At 58.1% G+C, this 14846-nt stretch carries 13 protein-coding genes; 12 read left to right on the forward strand and 1 reads right to left on the reverse strand.

What is annotated here, in order from left to right; all coding sequences use genetic code 11:
• The first annotated feature begins 19 nt into the window (after positions 1-19).
• Together AVI_RS19420 and AVI_RS19425 are read left to right on the forward strand one after the other, a co-directional pair.
• Positions 20-1210, forward strand: coding sequence for an efflux RND transporter periplasmic adaptor subunit (locus AVI_RS19420; protein WP_012653838.1), 1191 nt, complete (start codon positions 20-22; stop codon positions 1208-1210).
• Between the two features lie 180 nt (positions 1211-1390).
• A complete protein-coding gene (locus tag AVI_RS19425) occupies positions 1391-4591 on the forward strand; it encodes an efflux RND transporter permease subunit (protein WP_012653839.1) in 3201 nt (1066 codons plus the stop codon).
• 82 nt (positions 4592-4673) lie between these two features.
• On the opposite strand, the gene AVI_RS19430 is transcribed toward AVI_RS19425, so the two are convergent.
• Positions 4674-5630 carry a LysR substrate-binding domain-containing protein gene (locus tag AVI_RS19430; RefSeq protein ID WP_012653840.1) on the reverse strand — a complete coding sequence of 319 codons (957 nt, stop codon included), beginning with the start codon at positions 5628-5630 and terminating at the stop codon, positions 4674-4676.
• 232 nt (positions 5631-5862) lie between these two features.
• On the opposite strand from AVI_RS19430, the gene AVI_RS19435 reads away from it, so the two are divergent.
• The 10 genes from AVI_RS19435 to AVI_RS19480 all read left to right on the forward strand — a co-directional run bounded on the left by AVI_RS19435 (position 5863) and on the right by AVI_RS19480 (position 14753).
• Complete coding sequence (locus tag AVI_RS19435; RefSeq protein WP_012653841.1) at positions 5863-7035, forward strand: alpha/beta hydrolase family protein; 1173 nt, start codon at positions 5863-5865, stop codon at positions 7033-7035.
• Positions 7032-7712: an EthD domain-containing protein gene (locus tag AVI_RS19440; protein WP_012653842.1), complete on the forward strand. Its 681-nt coding sequence runs from the start codon at positions 7032-7034 to the stop codon at positions 7710-7712. Before AVI_RS19435 ends, AVI_RS19440 begins: the two co-directional genes overlap by 4 nt.
• A 32-nt stretch (positions 7713-7744) precedes the next feature.
• Positions 7745-8692 (forward strand): VOC family protein, encoded by a 948-nt coding sequence (locus tag AVI_RS19445; protein ID WP_012653843.1) that lies wholly within the window; start codon positions 7745-7747, stop codon positions 8690-8692.
• Between the two features lie 17 nt (positions 8693-8709).
• Entirely contained in the window at positions 8710-9069 is a 360-nt protein-coding gene (locus AVI_RS19450) for a Rieske (2Fe-2S) protein (protein ID WP_012653844.1), read from the forward strand.
• Between the two features lie 3 nt (positions 9070-9072).
• Positions 9073-10203, forward strand: coding sequence for an FAD-dependent oxidoreductase (locus tag AVI_RS19455; RefSeq protein ID WP_012653845.1), 1131 nt, complete (start codon positions 9073-9075; stop codon positions 10201-10203).
• 143 nt (positions 10204-10346) lie between these two features.
• Positions 10347-11465: an MFS transporter gene (locus AVI_RS19460; protein WP_012653846.1), complete on the forward strand. Its 1119-nt coding sequence runs from the start codon at positions 10347-10349 to the stop codon at positions 11463-11465.
• Positions 11462-12043, forward strand: coding sequence for a cupin domain-containing protein (locus tag AVI_RS19465; protein WP_012653847.1), 582 nt, complete (start codon positions 11462-11464; stop codon positions 12041-12043). The genes AVI_RS19460 and AVI_RS19465 overlap by 4 nt, the downstream gene beginning before the upstream one ends.
• Positions 12044-12082: 39 nt before the next feature.
• Positions 12083-13060 carry a fumarylacetoacetate hydrolase family protein gene (locus tag AVI_RS19470; RefSeq protein ID WP_012653848.1) on the forward strand — a complete coding sequence of 326 codons (978 nt, stop codon included), beginning with the start codon at positions 12083-12085 and terminating at the stop codon, positions 13058-13060.
• A complete protein-coding gene (locus AVI_RS19475; protein ID WP_012653849.1) occupies positions 13060-13980 on the forward strand; it encodes an NAD-dependent epimerase/dehydratase family protein in 921 nt (306 codons plus the stop codon). Before AVI_RS19470 ends, AVI_RS19475 begins: the two co-directional genes overlap by 1 nt.
• Positions 13977-14753 carry a cyclase family protein gene (locus tag AVI_RS19480; protein WP_012653850.1) on the forward strand — a complete coding sequence of 259 codons (777 nt, stop codon included), beginning with the start codon at positions 13977-13979 and terminating at the stop codon, positions 14751-14753. The genes AVI_RS19475 and AVI_RS19480 overlap by 4 nt, the downstream gene beginning before the upstream one ends.
• Positions 14754-14846 lie beyond the last annotated feature (93 nt).

Genomic DNA, 14846 nt, shown 5'->3' on the forward strand with positions numbered 1-14846 from the left:
GGCCGCAAGGAGATTGCCAATGTCATCCAGAAAACAACGCTGGGCCCTTATGGGCGCCGGCCTGGGCCTTGTTGTGTCCATTTCAGCCGTATCCGTGGTTCTTCAATTGCCGATGAGTGCTGCTGCAACGGCGGCCTCGGCGGCCGCACCGGCTCCTGCCGTGCCGGTCACGGTTTCCAAGGTTTCCAGCCGGAATTTCACCCATTGGGAGCTGTTTTCCGGCCGTCTCGAGGCCGTTGAACGGGTCGATGTGCGGCCACGGGTCGGCGGAGCCATCCAATCCGTCCATTTTCGTGAGGGCGCGTTGGTCAAGGCAGGCGATTTGCTGTTCACTATCGATCCCGCTCCTTATCAGGCCGCTGTCGATCAGGCGGAAGGCCAGTTCGCTTCAGCCGAAGCCAAAGTCGATCTTGCCAGGATCGAATTGGATCGCGGCTTGAAACTATCGGGCAACAGCACGATTTCGCAAAGCGATATGGATCAGCGCCGCAATAGCTTTACCCAGGCTCAAGCTGCCATGGGAACCGCCAGAGCCCAGCTGCAATCGGCTCAATTGGAGCTGGATTATACCCAGGTGCGCGCCCCGGTATCCGGTCGCGTTGGTAAGCTTGAGGTTACAGCTGGCAATCTGGTGGCCTCGGGGTCGTCTTCTTCCGTCTTGACCACACTGGTGTCTGTCGATCCGATCTATGCCAGCTTCAATGTCAGCGAGCAGTTGGTGGCCAAGGCTCTGTCGCAGCTCCCACAAACTGGAGCCGCCTTGGCCGACATCGACCGTATCCCTGTCGAAATCGGCACGTTGGCCGATGACGGCACGCCGATCAAAGGCAAGCTGCAATTGATCAATAACCAGGTCGATGCGGCCAGCGGGACGATTGGGGTGCGGGCCGTGTTCGACAATCCGGGCGGCAGGCTTATTCCTGGCCAGTTTGTGCGGGTGCGCATGGGACAACCAGTGCCGGAAAACAAGATCCTGGTCAGCGAACGGGCGATTGGCACCGATCAGGACAAGAAATTCGTTTTCGTTGTCGATGGCGATAACAAGGTCAATTACCGCCAGATCCAGCTGGGCGCCGTGGCCGAAGGCCAGCGTGTGGTGGAAAGCGGGCTTACTGCTGGCGATACGATCGTCGTCAACGGCCTGCAACGCATCAAACCGGGCGCAGTGGTTGTGCCGCAGCCGGAAGAAAAGCTCGCGGCGTCGAAGTAAGCATAGCCTCCGCATCGACCTGATGCCTCGTCCGTAAGCTGCGAACACTCGTCAGGTCCAATATCCTCCCGGCAGCAAAGGCCGCCGGGCAGGACTGTCATATCCATATCCACCGTTTGCCGGACGAAACATCGCTTTTGTCCGAGGGCGGAGTTGTTTCACGCCGGAGAGGGCTTTGAAATGAACATTTCCCGATTTTTTGTCGACCGCCCGGTGTTTGCCGGGGTGCTGTCGGTGCTGATCGTCGTCGCCGGGTTGATCGGCATGCGGTCGCTGCCGATTTCCGAATATCCCGATGTCGTGCCGCCGTCGATTGTCGTGCGGGCCACCTATCCCGGTGCCAATCCGAAGGTGATTGCCGAAACCGTGGCGACGCCGCTGGAAGAGCAGATCAACGGCGTCGAGGGCATGCTTTACATGTCGAGCCAGGCGACCTCGGACGGCGTGATGACGCTGACCGTCACCTTCAAGCTCGGCACTGACCCCGATCAGGCCCAGCAACTGGTGCAGAACCGGGTGTCCCAGGCCGAGCCGCGGATGCCGGAAGAGGTCAAGAGCCTCGGCGTGACCACGGTCAAAAGCTCTCCCGACCTGATGATGGTCGTCAACCTGATCTCCCCAGACAATCGCTATGACATTACCTACCTGCGCAATTACGGCGTCCTGAACATCAAGGACCGGCTGGCGCGGATTGCCGGCGTCGGTCAGGTTCAGATCTTCGGTTCCGGCGATTATTCCATGCGCATCTGGATCGATCCGCAGCAGGCGGCCGAACACGGCTTGGCGGCCAGCGATATTACCACGGCCATCCGCGCGCAGAATGTCCAGGCCGCAGCCGGTATCATCGGTGGGTCGCCAAGCCTGCCGGGGGTCGATGTGCAGTTGAATGTCAACGCACAGGGGCGGCTACAAACACCCGAGGATTTTGGCAATATCATCGTCAAAAGCGGCGCAAACGGTCAGATCACCCGATTGCGCGATGTCGCCCGCGTCGAGCTTGGCGCTTCCGATTACGCACTGCGCTCCCTGCTGGACAGCAAGGCCGCAGTCGCCATTCCTGTTTTCCAGGCGCCCGGCTCCAATGCCATCACCATTTCCGATGAAGTGGTGAGGACGATGGATGAGCTGCAATTGGCCATGCCAGAAGGCGTGAAATACGAAATCGTCTACGACACCACCAAATTCGTCCGGTCTTCCATCGAGAAAGTAGTCGATACCCTGCTGGAAGCCGTGGCGCTGGTCGTGCTGGTCGTCATCCTCTTCCTCCAGACCTGGCGGGCGTCGATCATTCCGCTGATCGCGGTTCCGGTGTCGATCATCGGCACATTTGCCGTGATGTATGCCTTCGGCTTTTCTATCAACGCCCTCAGCCTGTTCGGACTGGTTCTGGCCATCGGCATCGTCGTGGATGATGCCATCGTCGTTGTCGAAAATGTCGAGCGCAATATCGAAAACGGCCTGTCGCCCCGTCAGGCGACCTACCGTGCCATGAAGGAAGTGTCGGGGCCGATTATCGCCATCGCCCTGGTTCTGGTGGCGGTCTTCGTGCCGCTGGCCTTCATTTCCGGTCTGTCGGGCCAGTTCTACCGCCAGTTCGCCTTGACCATCGCCATTTCGACCGTGATCTCGGCGCTGAATTCGCTGACCCTGTCACCGGCGCTTGCCGCTCTGCTTCTGAAGGGACACCACGCACCGAAGGACCGGCTGACGCGCGGCCTGGATTTCATGCTTGGCTGGTTTTTCAGAGGTTTTAACCGTGTCTTTGGCGCTGGCTCCAATGCCTACGGAAAAAGCGTCGGCGGTCTTCTCTCACGCAAAAGCATCGTCATGGTGGTTTATCTGGCCCTGGCCGGTGCCACCTATGGCCTGTTCAATGCTGTTCCGGGCGGGTTCGTGCCAGCGCAGGACAAGCAATATCTGATTGGTTTTGCCCAATTGCCGGATGCGGCCAGCCTTGACCGTACGGAAGATGTTATCAAGCGGATGAGCGACATTGCGCTTGCCCAGCCGGGCGTGGCTCACGCCATCGCTTTTCCGGGCCTGTCGATCAATGGTTTCACCAATTCCTCCAATGCCGGCATTGTCTTCGTCACCCTGAAGGATTTCGACGAGCGCAAGACGCCTGATCTGTCCGGTGGGGCAATTGCCATGCAGCTGAACCAGAAGTTTTCCTCCATTCAGGATGCTTTCATCGCCATGTTCCCGCCGCCACCCGTCCAGGGTCTCGGCACGACCGGCGGTTTCAAGCTGCAATTGGAAGACCGGGCTGGATTGGGCTATCAGGCGCTGGACGAGGCCACCAAAGCGTTTCTGGCCAAGGCCTATCAGACACCGGAGCTGACTGGCCTGTTTTCCAGCTTCCAGATCAATGTGCCGCAGCTCTATGCCGATCTTGATCGCGCCAAGGCAGAACAGCTCGGTGTTTCCGTTACTGATGTGTTCCAGACCCTGCAAATCTATCTGGGGTCACTTTATGTCAATGACTTCAATGCCTTTGGCCGCACATACAGCGTTCGCGCCCAGGCCGATGCCAAGTTTCGGGCCACGCCCGACAATATTGGTCAGTTAAAGGTGCGCTCCGCATCGGGCCAGATGATCCCGCTGTCTGCGCTGCTGCGGGTCGATCCGACCACAGGGCCGGAACGCACCAACCGCTATAACGGTTTTCTGGCTGCTGATATCAATGGGGGTCCGGCACCGGGCTTTTCGTCCGGTCAAGCACAGGCGGCAATTGAAAAGATCGCAGCTGATGTACTGCCGAAAGGCATCGGCTATGAATGGACCGATCTGACCTATCAGCAAATCCTGGCGGGAAGCTCGGGCTTCCTGGTGTTTCCACTGGCTTTGCTTCTGGTCTATCTTGTGCTTGCCGCGCAATATGAAAGCCTGACTCTGCCTTTGGCGATCATCATGATCGTACCGATGGGCGTATTGGCTGCACTGACCGGGATCTGGTTGACCGGAGGAGACAATAACATCTTCACCCAGATCGGCCTGATCGTGCTTGTCGGGCTCTCAGCCAAAAACGCCATCCTGATCGTCGAATTTGCGCGGGAGCTGGAATTTGAAGGCAGGACACCGGTTCAGGCGGCTATCGAGGCCAGCCGCTTGCGTCTGCGCCCGATCCTGATGACATCCATGGCCTTCATCATGGGCGTCGTTCCGCTGGTCACCTCAACCGGTGCCGGGGCTGAAATGCGTGCGGCCATGGGCATTGCGGTGTTTTCCGGCATGATTGGCGTGACGGTCTTCGGCATTTTCATGACGCCGGTCTTTTACGTGCTGATCCGCAAACTGGCTGGCAATCGTCCGCTGGTGCAGCATAACCACGATGACCATGAGCAGGACAATGACAGGCCGATGCGCATGGCGGCCGAGTAAGGCAAACGAAGTGCCGTTGCGCTTCTGAGGCGCAGCGGCACGTCGCTGTTTATGTTCTATTTTTACGGTTCGACGACAGCGATCAGCCGGAAACGATGTCATGTTCCTTATGCCGATCGGGCTCCATTTTTTCCTGACGAACTCTCGCTGCTGCCTCGTGCATCTGGGATCGGAACCAGACCAGTGCGGGATCGCGGGTGCGATAGCTGTGCCATTGCAGGCACTGTAGTAATGGTGGCAGAGGGAAAGGCGGGTCCATGATGCGGATACCGCCCAGATTGAGCATGCATTCCGCCAGGCTGCGTTGAACCATGGCAATGCGTTTTGAGCCACGGATAAGGAAGGGCAGGGATGAAAAGGAAAAGGTTGAAGCCTCCACCTTGATCTTCAGGCCGAGCCTGTCGCAGGCGCGTTGGGCAAAGGTCTCGCCGCCATTGGGCGGCTGCATCACCACATGACCGGCCTCAAGAAAATCCTTTTCTGTCATAGGCCCTTCGGCCAGCGGCCCGTTCACATCCACCACACAACAGATCTGGTCTTCCAGAAAAGGTTCCGATGGATGATTGGTCGAGCAAAAGTCGCTTGGCGCCACCAATAGATCCGCTTCCCCGCGCTCGAGAAGGAGATGGGGATAGTTTTGTTGTGGTTGGAAATGGATTTGCACACCCGGGGCCAGCGCGGTCACCTGCCGAAGAAACGGCGGCATGATCGTATTGAGCGTATAGTCAGACACGATGAGGTTGATACTGCGTGTCGATTCATGGGGAATGAAGGACGGTGTTGACACAACAGCCGCTTCGATGCGCACGATAATGTCGCGCAAGGGCAGCTCCAATGAGGCGGCGAGGGGGGATAATTCCATGGATCGCCCGACCTGAATCAGCAGTGGATCATCGAAGTAATCGCGCAGACGCCCAAGGGCATTGCTCATCGCCGATTGGGTGATGAACATTTCCTCTGCCGCCCGGCTGACATTGCGAACCCTGATCAGCGTGTCGAGCGCCACCAGCAGATTAAGGTCCAGATTCTTGAAGCGCATGATTGTCCCCCTCCCAAGGAATCCCTCGAATAACCAACCAAATTATCGGGGGGTCAATCGATTCATGTATTTATTTTAAAAATACAAATCATTCATCAATGCAATTTTGTAAACGAGTTTTTCTTCAGTACATCTTGGGTCAGGGAGGAAATATCGTTGCTTGGCCTTAACGCTGGCAGCGCGGTTCTCCCATCGCCTAAATCGCCCGAGGAGGCGAGTTCGAGGAGACCCGATGTTTAAGTATTTTCCGACCAATTATGTCTGGAACCTGTCTGTCGATCTGTCGATCGAGATGGGTGCCCGGATGGGCGAGATCGAAGAAATGTGCGCCCCGTTGCAGGAGGCGGCCAAGGCGCCTGATGCAGCCGGGACACAAGCGTTCCGCGAGACCTGGATCAAGATGGCGGACAAGCTGGTGTCCCTCGCCGAGGAAGACGAAGCCAAGGGCAGGTTGATTTCTGCGGGTGACAAGCTGATCCGCGCCGCCAATTACATGCTGACTGCGGAACGGTTGCTTGCCCATGGTTCTGAGGGCCGGGTAGCCTTGTACAAGCGCTTTCTGGATGCGTTTGAAAAGGGTTTGAAGCTTTCCGGCTCGTCCTGTCGCCGGGTTGAGATTCCCTATGAGGGCAAGCATCTGTCCGCTCTTTACGTACCTGCCGAAGGCGTCGAAGGTGCCGCACCGCTTCTGGTCCAGGTCAATGGTCTCGACAGTACCAAGGAAATGAAGCTTTTGGTTGGGTTGCCGGTGTGGCTTGCCAAGCGCGGCGTCGCTTCGCTGATCGTCGATCAGCCGGGTACGGGGGAAGCCCTGCGCCTTCAAGGACTGACGGCCCGTTATGACAGCGAGCACTGGGCGAGCCGTGTGGTCGATTGGTTGGAAGGCCAGCCGGATATCGATGCCAAGCGGATTGGCATGGAAGGCGTTTCACTTGGCGGTTACTATTGTCCCCGCGCTGTCGCCTTCGAACCACGCTTTGCCTGCGGCGTGGTGTGGGGTGCCAATCACGATTGGCGCGATGTTCAGAAAAAGCGCCTTGCCCGTGAGGGCAATCTCCCTGTTCCTCATTACTGGAGCCATGTCATGTGGGTCTGGGGTGCCAAGGACATGGACGACTTCATGGAGATTGCCGAAAAGGTTCATCTCAATGGCATTCTCGACCGGATTCATGTGCCTTTCCTTGTCACTCACGGTGAAAAAGATAGCCAGATTCCCCTGCAATGGGCTCATGCCACCTATGACCAGCTGGTCAACAGTCCCAACCGCGAGCTGAAGATATTCGACGAGCGTACTGGAGGCATCCAGCATTCCAGCTTCGACAATTCGGCAAATGCCGGTGCCTTTATTGCCGATTGGGTCGCGGAGGTCCTGGGTGGACGTATCGCAGTCAGGAAAAACTCATGACCATCAAACTTATGCTCTGTGGCCGTCGGCGGTTGGGCCAGACTCTTGCCGAACAACGTGCACACATGAAGGACCATCACGGCAAGCTTGTGCTGGATTATATTGCACATGATCCGGTGACAGCACCGCAGCGCTATGTTCAAAACCATGCTTTCGATGGCGTCTATTTTGGTGGGGAGCCGCAGGTCAAGGCACTGTCGATTGGTCTGGATTTCGTCACCGAGGTCTGGGCTCAGGATCTGGCAGGATTGAAGGCGTCACGCGAGACGCCGTTCTATCTGCAAAATCTCAAGCCCGACGAGCCGGAAATGGTCGATCACGATACTCTCATCGGCTTACCCTACTCGGAAGAGATAATCATTCCGGTGCAGTCGCGTGAAGGTGCCGTGAAAGTATTCCTGGCCTGGTTTGGCGAAACGCCAGACGTCCATGCTGTTTTGGATGTGATCGACACGGCTTCTCACGGATTGCTCGGATATTCCCGCAACACACCATTGTTTCCCGGCCCGGTCGCAGCCATCGATGAATATTGGCTGCCGAATGAGGGTGCTGGCGTCGCCTTCACAAAAGCCTGCCGCGACGCCATCAACGGGCTTCGCCCCGGCGATACCAGCTTTAGCCTGACCATTGCCCGCGAATATGTTCTCCACGCTGGTCACCTAGACCTCGCAAAATAAATGCCAGACGTTATGAAGGAAAGGAATGTCCCATGAACATCATCGGACCCGATTATCTTGTCTTTGGTGTCGATAATGTCGCAGCTTGCTGCGAATATCTCACGGCTTTCGGCCTGAAGCCGGTGGATGTTACGGATGCCGGTGGCTTGTTTGAAGCGTTGGACGGCACGGGAATAATCGTTCGCCACGCGTCCGATCCGTCTTTGCCTCCGCCGCTGCCAACCGCGAACATGTTGCGCCAGCAGGTTTATGGTGTACGCGCAGCGGAAGATCTGGATGCGATCGAAGCCGAGCTGTCCAAGGACCGTCGCGTCACGCGGCTGTCCAACGGTTCGATCGAAGTGAAGGACAGCCATGGGTTAGAGCTCAAATTTCAGGTATCGATCCGCCGGGAATTCGACATGCCAGCGGAAAAGATCAATGCACCTGGCGCACCGGCCCAGCGCAAACCGAACGAAATCGGCGTATGGGAAGAGATGCCGGCACTGCCGCGCTCACTCAGCCATGTGGTGTTGTTCATTCCCGATATTGAGATCGCAACCGAGTTTTATTGTGATCGCCTCGGCTTCGTCGTCACGGATACCTTGAGTGGGGCAGGTCCGTTCCTGCGGCCCAAGGCGAATGACGATCATCACACACTGTTCTTCATTCGCACGCCGGACTACATGAAAGGCTGCGAGCATCTCGCCTTCCATATGGGTGGGCCGACGGAATTGATGGTTGCGGGAACGCGCTTCGTCAAAAAAGGTTATCAGAGCTTCTGGGGACCTGGCCGTCATAAGTTCGGATCGAACTGGTTCTGGTATTTCAATAGTCCCCTTGGCTGTCACGTCGAATACGACGCCGACATGGACAAGCACGATGAGACTTGGGTAGGCCGCGACGTGCCGATCAGTGCCGAGGCGTCTCAGATCATCCTGTTCGAGATGCGCGAGAAGTGGATGCCCGGTGGCGGTCCGCCTCCCGGTGCAAAGTCCTGACGTGATGGAAAGAGACCATGCCATCCCGACAATTCCTCTGCCGACAGGATGCCGTTGGCGAGGGCGAGGCTAAAGGCTTCGGCCCGCTTGAAGGCTTCCGTCGCAAGATCATCGTGATCAGACGTGACGGCAAGCTCCACGCCTGGCTCGATGCTTGCCCGCATTATTCCAGCGGAACGCCGATGGCCTGGAAGACGGATGCCTATTTCAACGGCGAGAAAACCCATCTCGCCTGCCATTCCCATGGCGCCTTGTTCGATTTGGAGACGGGAGAATGTGTGCTTGGCCCTTGCCTGGGGCAAGGACTGACACGAGTGGACATTGCAGTGGGTGAGGAAGGCGAGGTTTTCGCTTTGGTAACTGCGCAGGAGGAATAAAACATGAATTCGGGTATCAAGAAGATCCTGATTATCGGCGGTGGTTTTTCGGGAATGACTGCGGCACTTCAGCTGTCGCGAGAGGGGTTTGAGGTCGATCTCGTGGAGATCGATCCAGGATGGCGCTCCTATGGGGCAGGCATCAGCCTGCACGGCTCGACGCTCAGGGTGCTGCGCCAACTCGGCCTGCTGGATCGCTTCATGGAAGAGGGTTATGCCAGTGACGGCGTGCACTTACGGGGGCCGGATGATGCCGTGCTGTTCACACTGCCTACCCCCCGGGTGGCGGGCGACGATATTCCCGGCGGCGGCGGCATCATGCGCCCGGCGCTTGCCAAAATCCTGTCGGAGGCGGTGCGGGCTTCCACGACCAAGGTTCGGCTAGGCGTGACATTTACCGAGATCGTCCAGAGCGAAGACGGAGCACAGGTCAGCTTTAGCGACGGCAGTTCAGACCGGTTCGATCTCGTCATCGGGGCGGACGGGCTGTTTTCCGCTGTCCGTTCCAAGACGTTTCCTCATGCCCCAAAGCCCCGTTTCATCGGCCAGTCGGTCTGGCGCGCTGTTCTGCCAAGACCGGAGGAGCTGGAAACCATCACCATGTGGATGGGTCCGAAACTCAAGGTCGGCTTGAATGGCGTCAACAAAACCCAAGCCTATCTATTCCTGACCGAAGACCGCCCCACCAATAACTTCGTGGCTCCGGAGCTTTTCGTCGATACCCTGCGCGGCTTGATGGAGCGCTTCAGCTCGCCAATCATCCAAGGAATTGCCAAGCAATTGTCAGCTGAGCACCAGATCATTTACCGGCCACTGGAGCAGATGTTGCTGCCGCGTCCTTGGTTTCAGGGACGGGTGGTGCTGATCGGCGACGCCGTTCATGCCACGACACCGCATCTGGCCGCCGGTGCCTGTATCGGTATCGAGGATGCCATGGTGCTGGCCGAGGAATTGGTGAGGGGCAGCGATGTCGATGGCGCGCTTGCCGCTTTCGAGGCAAGGCGCTGGGAGCGGTGTCGGATGGTGGTCGAGAATTCGGGCCGTCTGGCCGATATCGAGATCCATGGCGGCAGCCGTGAAGAGCACGCTTCGATCATGACAGTTTCGATGAAAACCCTGGCGGAAGCGATCTGACACCAGAAATCATTGCAAGTGATAGTCGATACTCAATTTAAAAATTACTTAAATTATTGATTTTGTTAAAATATTTTCGACGGCGTTCCGATTGGGAGATCGGACGCTTTTGTCGGCGCATGAAAAGAACCGGAGGAGATGGAATGTCAGGACAGAAATTTGGAGTGGTCGGGTCGATTGCCCTCGTCATCGGTCACTTCTCGGGCATGCTTGATTTGATTGCTCTTCCCGTCTGGGTTGGTGCGCTTGTCGAACGCTTCGGGTTCAGCCCGCAGCAGGCAGGCGGGATCGTGACATTGTTCCTGGTCGGTGCAGTGGTTGCGAGCCTCATTGTTGCGCCTCGTTTCAACCAGATGAACCAAAGGCGCTGGGCCTCGACGGCTTTTGCCGTTGCCGCTGCCGCTTTTTTTGGTGCATCGAGAGAGACGGCTTTCATTCCCCTTGCACTGTTACATCTGACTGCCGGTTTCGCGGTTGGGACAGCTCTTTCCATGGTGCATGGAACGATCGGCCAGGCGACCAATCCGCATCGGCTATTCGCCATGGCTGGCATAGCCCTTGGACTTTTCGCCATTGTTCTCCTGGCCGCCATACCGCAGCTTTTGATCGTTTATGGCGGTTCTGTCCTCTTCTATGTGTTCACCGGTATCATGGTGATTGCCGCCCTTACCTCTACGTTCTTGTTTCGCAATCCCGTCCATGCCGTTGAGCCGGAGAAAAAGCCCTTTAGCCGGGCAATGTGGTTCACGATCTTTGGCATCAGCATCCTGACCTTCAACCAATCCATGGTATTTTCCTTCGTTGAGGTCATCGGTAAATCGCGTGGGTTTTCCGCAGAAAGCGTGCTGGCCGTTCTCATCGCGCTGGGCTGCGTCAACTTCATATTGCCGTCTCCACTGGCGGCTTTTTTGCAGACCCGCGTTTCCGCCACGACTGTCACCCAGATTGGGCCGGCGGTGCAGGTCATTCTGGCAATCATCGTGACCTCGGTCACCGTTTTTCCGGTCTGGGCGGTCGCGGCCTCCCTGTTCGTCTCCGTGCAGATCTTCACGCATAACTTTGCGTTCGGTCGTCTGGCAAAACTCGATCCGACCGGACGTGCCGTTGCAGCGACCCCGGCGATGCTGATGGTGGGGGCCGCACTTGGCCCCATTGTCGGCGGTGCATTGGGCGAAAATTTTGGCTTCGCGGCGCTGGGCGTGACGGCTGTGGCGGTCGGCGCGGTCTCTATTGGCTTCTTTACCAAGGCGAAAACAGCATGACACAATTTCCTGACATTACCCGTATCGTTACCGGCCATGCGAGCGATGGCCGCTCCATCCTCAGCGAAGTCGGGCCTTTGCCCAAGGTGGTTGAAATCGATGCCATTCCTGGCACTGTGTTTCACGAAGTGTGGTCAACAGGCGAAAGCCCTGTGCGGATTGATAATAGAACCGACCCGACCTTAGGTCCGCTGGTGCTACCGCCTCCAGCTGGCGGCACGCGCATCCGTTTCGTCGATATTCCGCCGGATACCGAGGATTTTTTGAAAACCGGTGCGGAGCGAATGAACGTGGCCTTCGAGCAACTGGGCGACAAGGCTGCCTCCACGGTGGAGGAGCATTCTCCGCATCCGCTGATGCATCGCACGGAATCGGTTGATTATGGCATTGTCATTGAAGGCGAGATGACCCTGGTACTTGATGATGGCGAGGTGCTTTTGAAGCAGGGGTCTGTCGTCATCCAACGTGGGACCAATCATGCCTGGGCCAATCGGTCCGGCAAGACGTGCCGGATGCTCTTCATCCTGATCGCAGGGGTCTACGACCCCGCTATCGCCGCAAGTCTTGCCGGACGATGATAGCCGGGTGCCACCAATAACAGCAGGAACGAGGTCATCATGAAGTTTGCAACTTATCACGATGGAAGCCGCGACGGCCAACTCTGGATCGTTTCGCGCGATCTGAAACGGGCCGTTCCAGCAACCGGCATCGCTGTGTCCCTGCTTGCTGCGCTGGAGGATTGGGATGCCGCCGCTCCCCGCCTTCTCGAACTGTATGAACGGGTCAATGCGGGAGATGAGCCCTTTGCCACCAGCTTCCAGCCGGAACGGTGTCTGGCACCCTTGCCGCGTGCGCCGCAATGGCTGGATGCGTCGGCTTTCCTCAACCATGGTCGGTTGATGGATAAGGCCTTCGACAATCCGGTTAACCCGGACTTCGAGACAGTGCCCTTGATCTATCAAGGGGCGAGCGACGATTTCCGCGGGCCGCTGGCAGGCGTGGAGTTTCTCGACGACGCGCTGCTGATCGACATGGAAGGCGAGTTCGGCGTTATTCTTGCCGATGTGCCGATGGGCGTGACACCGGAAAATGCCACCGATCACGTCCGTCTGCTGGTGCAGATCAACGATTGGTCGCTGCGCGCTCTTGGGCCGCGCGAAATGCGGGCGGGTTTCGGGTTTCTCCAGGCCAAACCATCGACGGCCTTTGCACCGGTCGCCATCACGCCGGACGAGATCGGGCCGCATTGGTCTAACGGTCGGACGGGTCTGGCTTTGCATGTGGAGATCAACGGGCGGCGGGTCGGGGATGCGCATGGAAGCGAGATGCATTTCTCCTTCGGTGAATTGATCGCTCATTGCGCCCGTAGTCGGCGTTTATCGGCGGGGACCATTCTGGGTTCCGGCACAGTGTCCAATGCAGATCGGGCCGCCGGTTCGTCTTGCATTTCTGAAATCCGGGTGATCGAGCTTCTGGATGAAGGCAAGGCGCGCACGCCCTTTCTGACCTGGGGTGATCAGGTGCGGATGGAGGCACGGCTGCCGGATGGGAGCACGCCTTTCGGGGTGATTGATCAGGCGGTGGTGAAGGCCTGATGCGCATTCTTGTGACCGGTGCTGATGGCTTTCTCGGACGCGGGCTCGTGGCTCGTCTCCCGTTCGCTCTTCACCAGGCAAAGCGGATCGTTGTCACAGACCGAGCCTTTGCTCAACCTGTCCCTGACGGGATTGAGGCCTTGGTCGGTGATCTCGGCGATCCCGGCTTTCTGGACACATTGCTGGAACCCGGTTTCGATCTAGTCTTCCATCTGGCCAGCGTTCCCGGAGGACTTGCCGAGCGCGAACAGGCGCTGGGACATGGTGCAAACCTGCTTGCGCCGATTGCTTTGGCGCAAGGCGTCGCACTTCGCCAGCCCGGCGCGAGGCTGGTGTTTGCCTCCTCCATCGCGGTCTATGGTGCGCTTGGAGCGGCAACCGTCACGGCGCAGACGCTTGCCGCGCCGCAGTTGACCTATGGCGCCCACAAGCTGATGACCGAAATTCTGTTGTCCGACATGACGCGACGCGGTGCGCTTTCAGCCATCAGTCTGCGGTTTCCCGGCATTGTCGCACGGCCTGCGACCGATAGCGGGCATGGTTCGGCCTTTATGAGCCTGCTTTTCCATCGGATCGCTGCCGGAGAAGCCTATGCCTGTCCGGTTCCGGCGAAAAGCACCTGCTGGTGGGTCTCGCGGCAGGCGGCGGTGGATATGCTGCTGCATGCCGCAGGGCTGAAGGATAGTGCCGTAACCGTTGTCCAGCCGCCGGTACTGTTTGCAACGACCGGCGACGTGGCCGCTGCTGTCGCCCGCCATGTGGGCAAAACCGCATTGGTCGAATGGGGTGAGGACGACATGCTTCGCCGCCTGTTTGGTGCGATGCCGCCGCTTGATGCTGCCACGGCGTTGGCGGCGGGCTTCAAGGCCGATGCTGATCTCGACGCGCTTGCCAAAGCCGCAATTTCAGGAGAGTCATGATGAAGATTATCGATCTGTCCGTTGCTATCGAAAACGACATTCCTGCCGATCCGCCGGGCCTTGGTCCCAAAATCACCTACACGAACCATGCGGAAGGCTCGGAAGAGGTTTTGCGCTTCTTTCCCGGGCTCGACATTGGCGATGTTCCCGGTGGGGAAGGCTGGGCAGTCGAACAGCTGAACCTGACCGCCCATGCCGGTACGCATCTCGATGCGCCCTGGCATTTCGCCTCAACGATGAATAATGGCGAGCGCGCCTGGACCATTGATGAAGTGCCGCTGGACTGGTGCATCCGTCCGGGCGTCAAACTGGATCTGCGCCATCTGCCGGACGGCTCAATCGCAACGGCAGCCGATCTTCAGTCAGCTCTGGAGGTCGCAGGCCATACACTCCAGCCTTTTGATGTGGTGCTGGTCAACACCGCCGCCGGTGCCGCCTATGGGCGACCGGATTATCTGGGCCGTGGCTGTGGCATCGGACGCGAGGCCACCCACTGGCTTATGGCGCAAGGCGTCCACATCGCTGGAACCGACGCCTGGTCCTGGGATGCGCCCTTTCCGGTCACCGCCAAACGGTTTGCGGAAACCAGGGATGCAGGGTTGATCTGGGAAGGACATAAAGCCGCCCGTGAAGGTATTTTCCTGCATATGGAAAAGCTGACACGGCTGGAGGAATTGCCGGGCTCCGGCTTCACCGTCTCCTGCCTGCCTGTGAAGATCAAGGGCGGCTCGGCTGGCTGGTGCCGTGCAGTGGCGATTTTCCCGGAGGGTTAACAGTCTATCCAAGAATTGCCGCTGGCCGTCTGCAAATGGCAATTTCTGCGCTTCCAGTGCTCACGTACTTTAAGTACGCTCCGCGCCGGTTCT

It is taken from the genome of Allorhizobium ampelinum S4 (assembly GCF_000016285.1).
In the GTDB taxonomy this organism is placed as follows: Bacteria; Pseudomonadota; Alphaproteobacteria; order Rhizobiales; family Rhizobiaceae; genus Allorhizobium; species Allorhizobium ampelinum.

Excerpts from the sequence above, each read along its gene's own strand:
- AVI_RS19425 (WP_012653839.1), top strand. The coding sequence starts at position 1,391 with ATGAACATTTCCCGATTTTTTGTCGACCGCCCGGTGTTTGCCGGGGTG.
- AVI_RS19460 (WP_012653846.1), top strand. The coding sequence starts at position 10,347 with ATGTCAGGACAGAAATTTGGAGTGGTCGGGTCGATTGCCCTCGTCATC.
- AVI_RS19475 (WP_012653849.1), top strand. The coding sequence starts at position 13,060 with ATGCGCATTCTTGTGACCGGTGCTGATGGCTTTCTCGGACGCGGGCTC.
- AVI_RS19445 (WP_012653843.1), top strand. The coding sequence starts at position 7,745 with ATGAACATCATCGGACCCGATTATCTTGTCTTTGGTGTCGATAATGTC.
- AVI_RS19435 (WP_012653841.1), top strand. The coding sequence starts at position 5,863 with ATGTTTAAGTATTTTCCGACCAATTATGTCTGGAACCTGTCTGTCGAT.
- AVI_RS19430 (WP_012653840.1), bottom strand. The coding sequence starts at position 5,630 with ATGCGCTTCAAGAATCTGGACCTTAATCTGCTGGTGGCGCTCGACACG.
- AVI_RS19480 (WP_012653850.1), top strand. The coding sequence starts at position 13,977 with ATGATGAAGATTATCGATCTGTCCGTTGCTATCGAAAACGACATTCCT.
- AVI_RS19465 (WP_012653847.1), top strand. The coding sequence starts at position 11,462 with ATGACACAATTTCCTGACATTACCCGTATCGTTACCGGCCATGCGAGC.
- AVI_RS19450 (WP_012653844.1), top strand. The coding sequence starts at position 8,710 with ATGCCATCCCGACAATTCCTCTGCCGACAGGATGCCGTTGGCGAGGGC.
- AVI_RS19455 (WP_012653845.1), top strand. The coding sequence starts at position 9,073 with ATGAATTCGGGTATCAAGAAGATCCTGATTATCGGCGGTGGTTTTTCG.
- AVI_RS19470 (WP_012653848.1), top strand. The coding sequence starts at position 12,083 with ATGAAGTTTGCAACTTATCACGATGGAAGCCGCGACGGCCAACTCTGG.
- AVI_RS19440 (WP_012653842.1), top strand. The coding sequence starts at position 7,032 with ATGACCATCAAACTTATGCTCTGTGGCCGTCGGCGGTTGGGCCAGACT.
- AVI_RS19420 (WP_012653838.1), top strand. The coding sequence starts at position 20 with ATGTCATCCAGAAAACAACGCTGGGCCCTTATGGGCGCCGGCCTGGGC.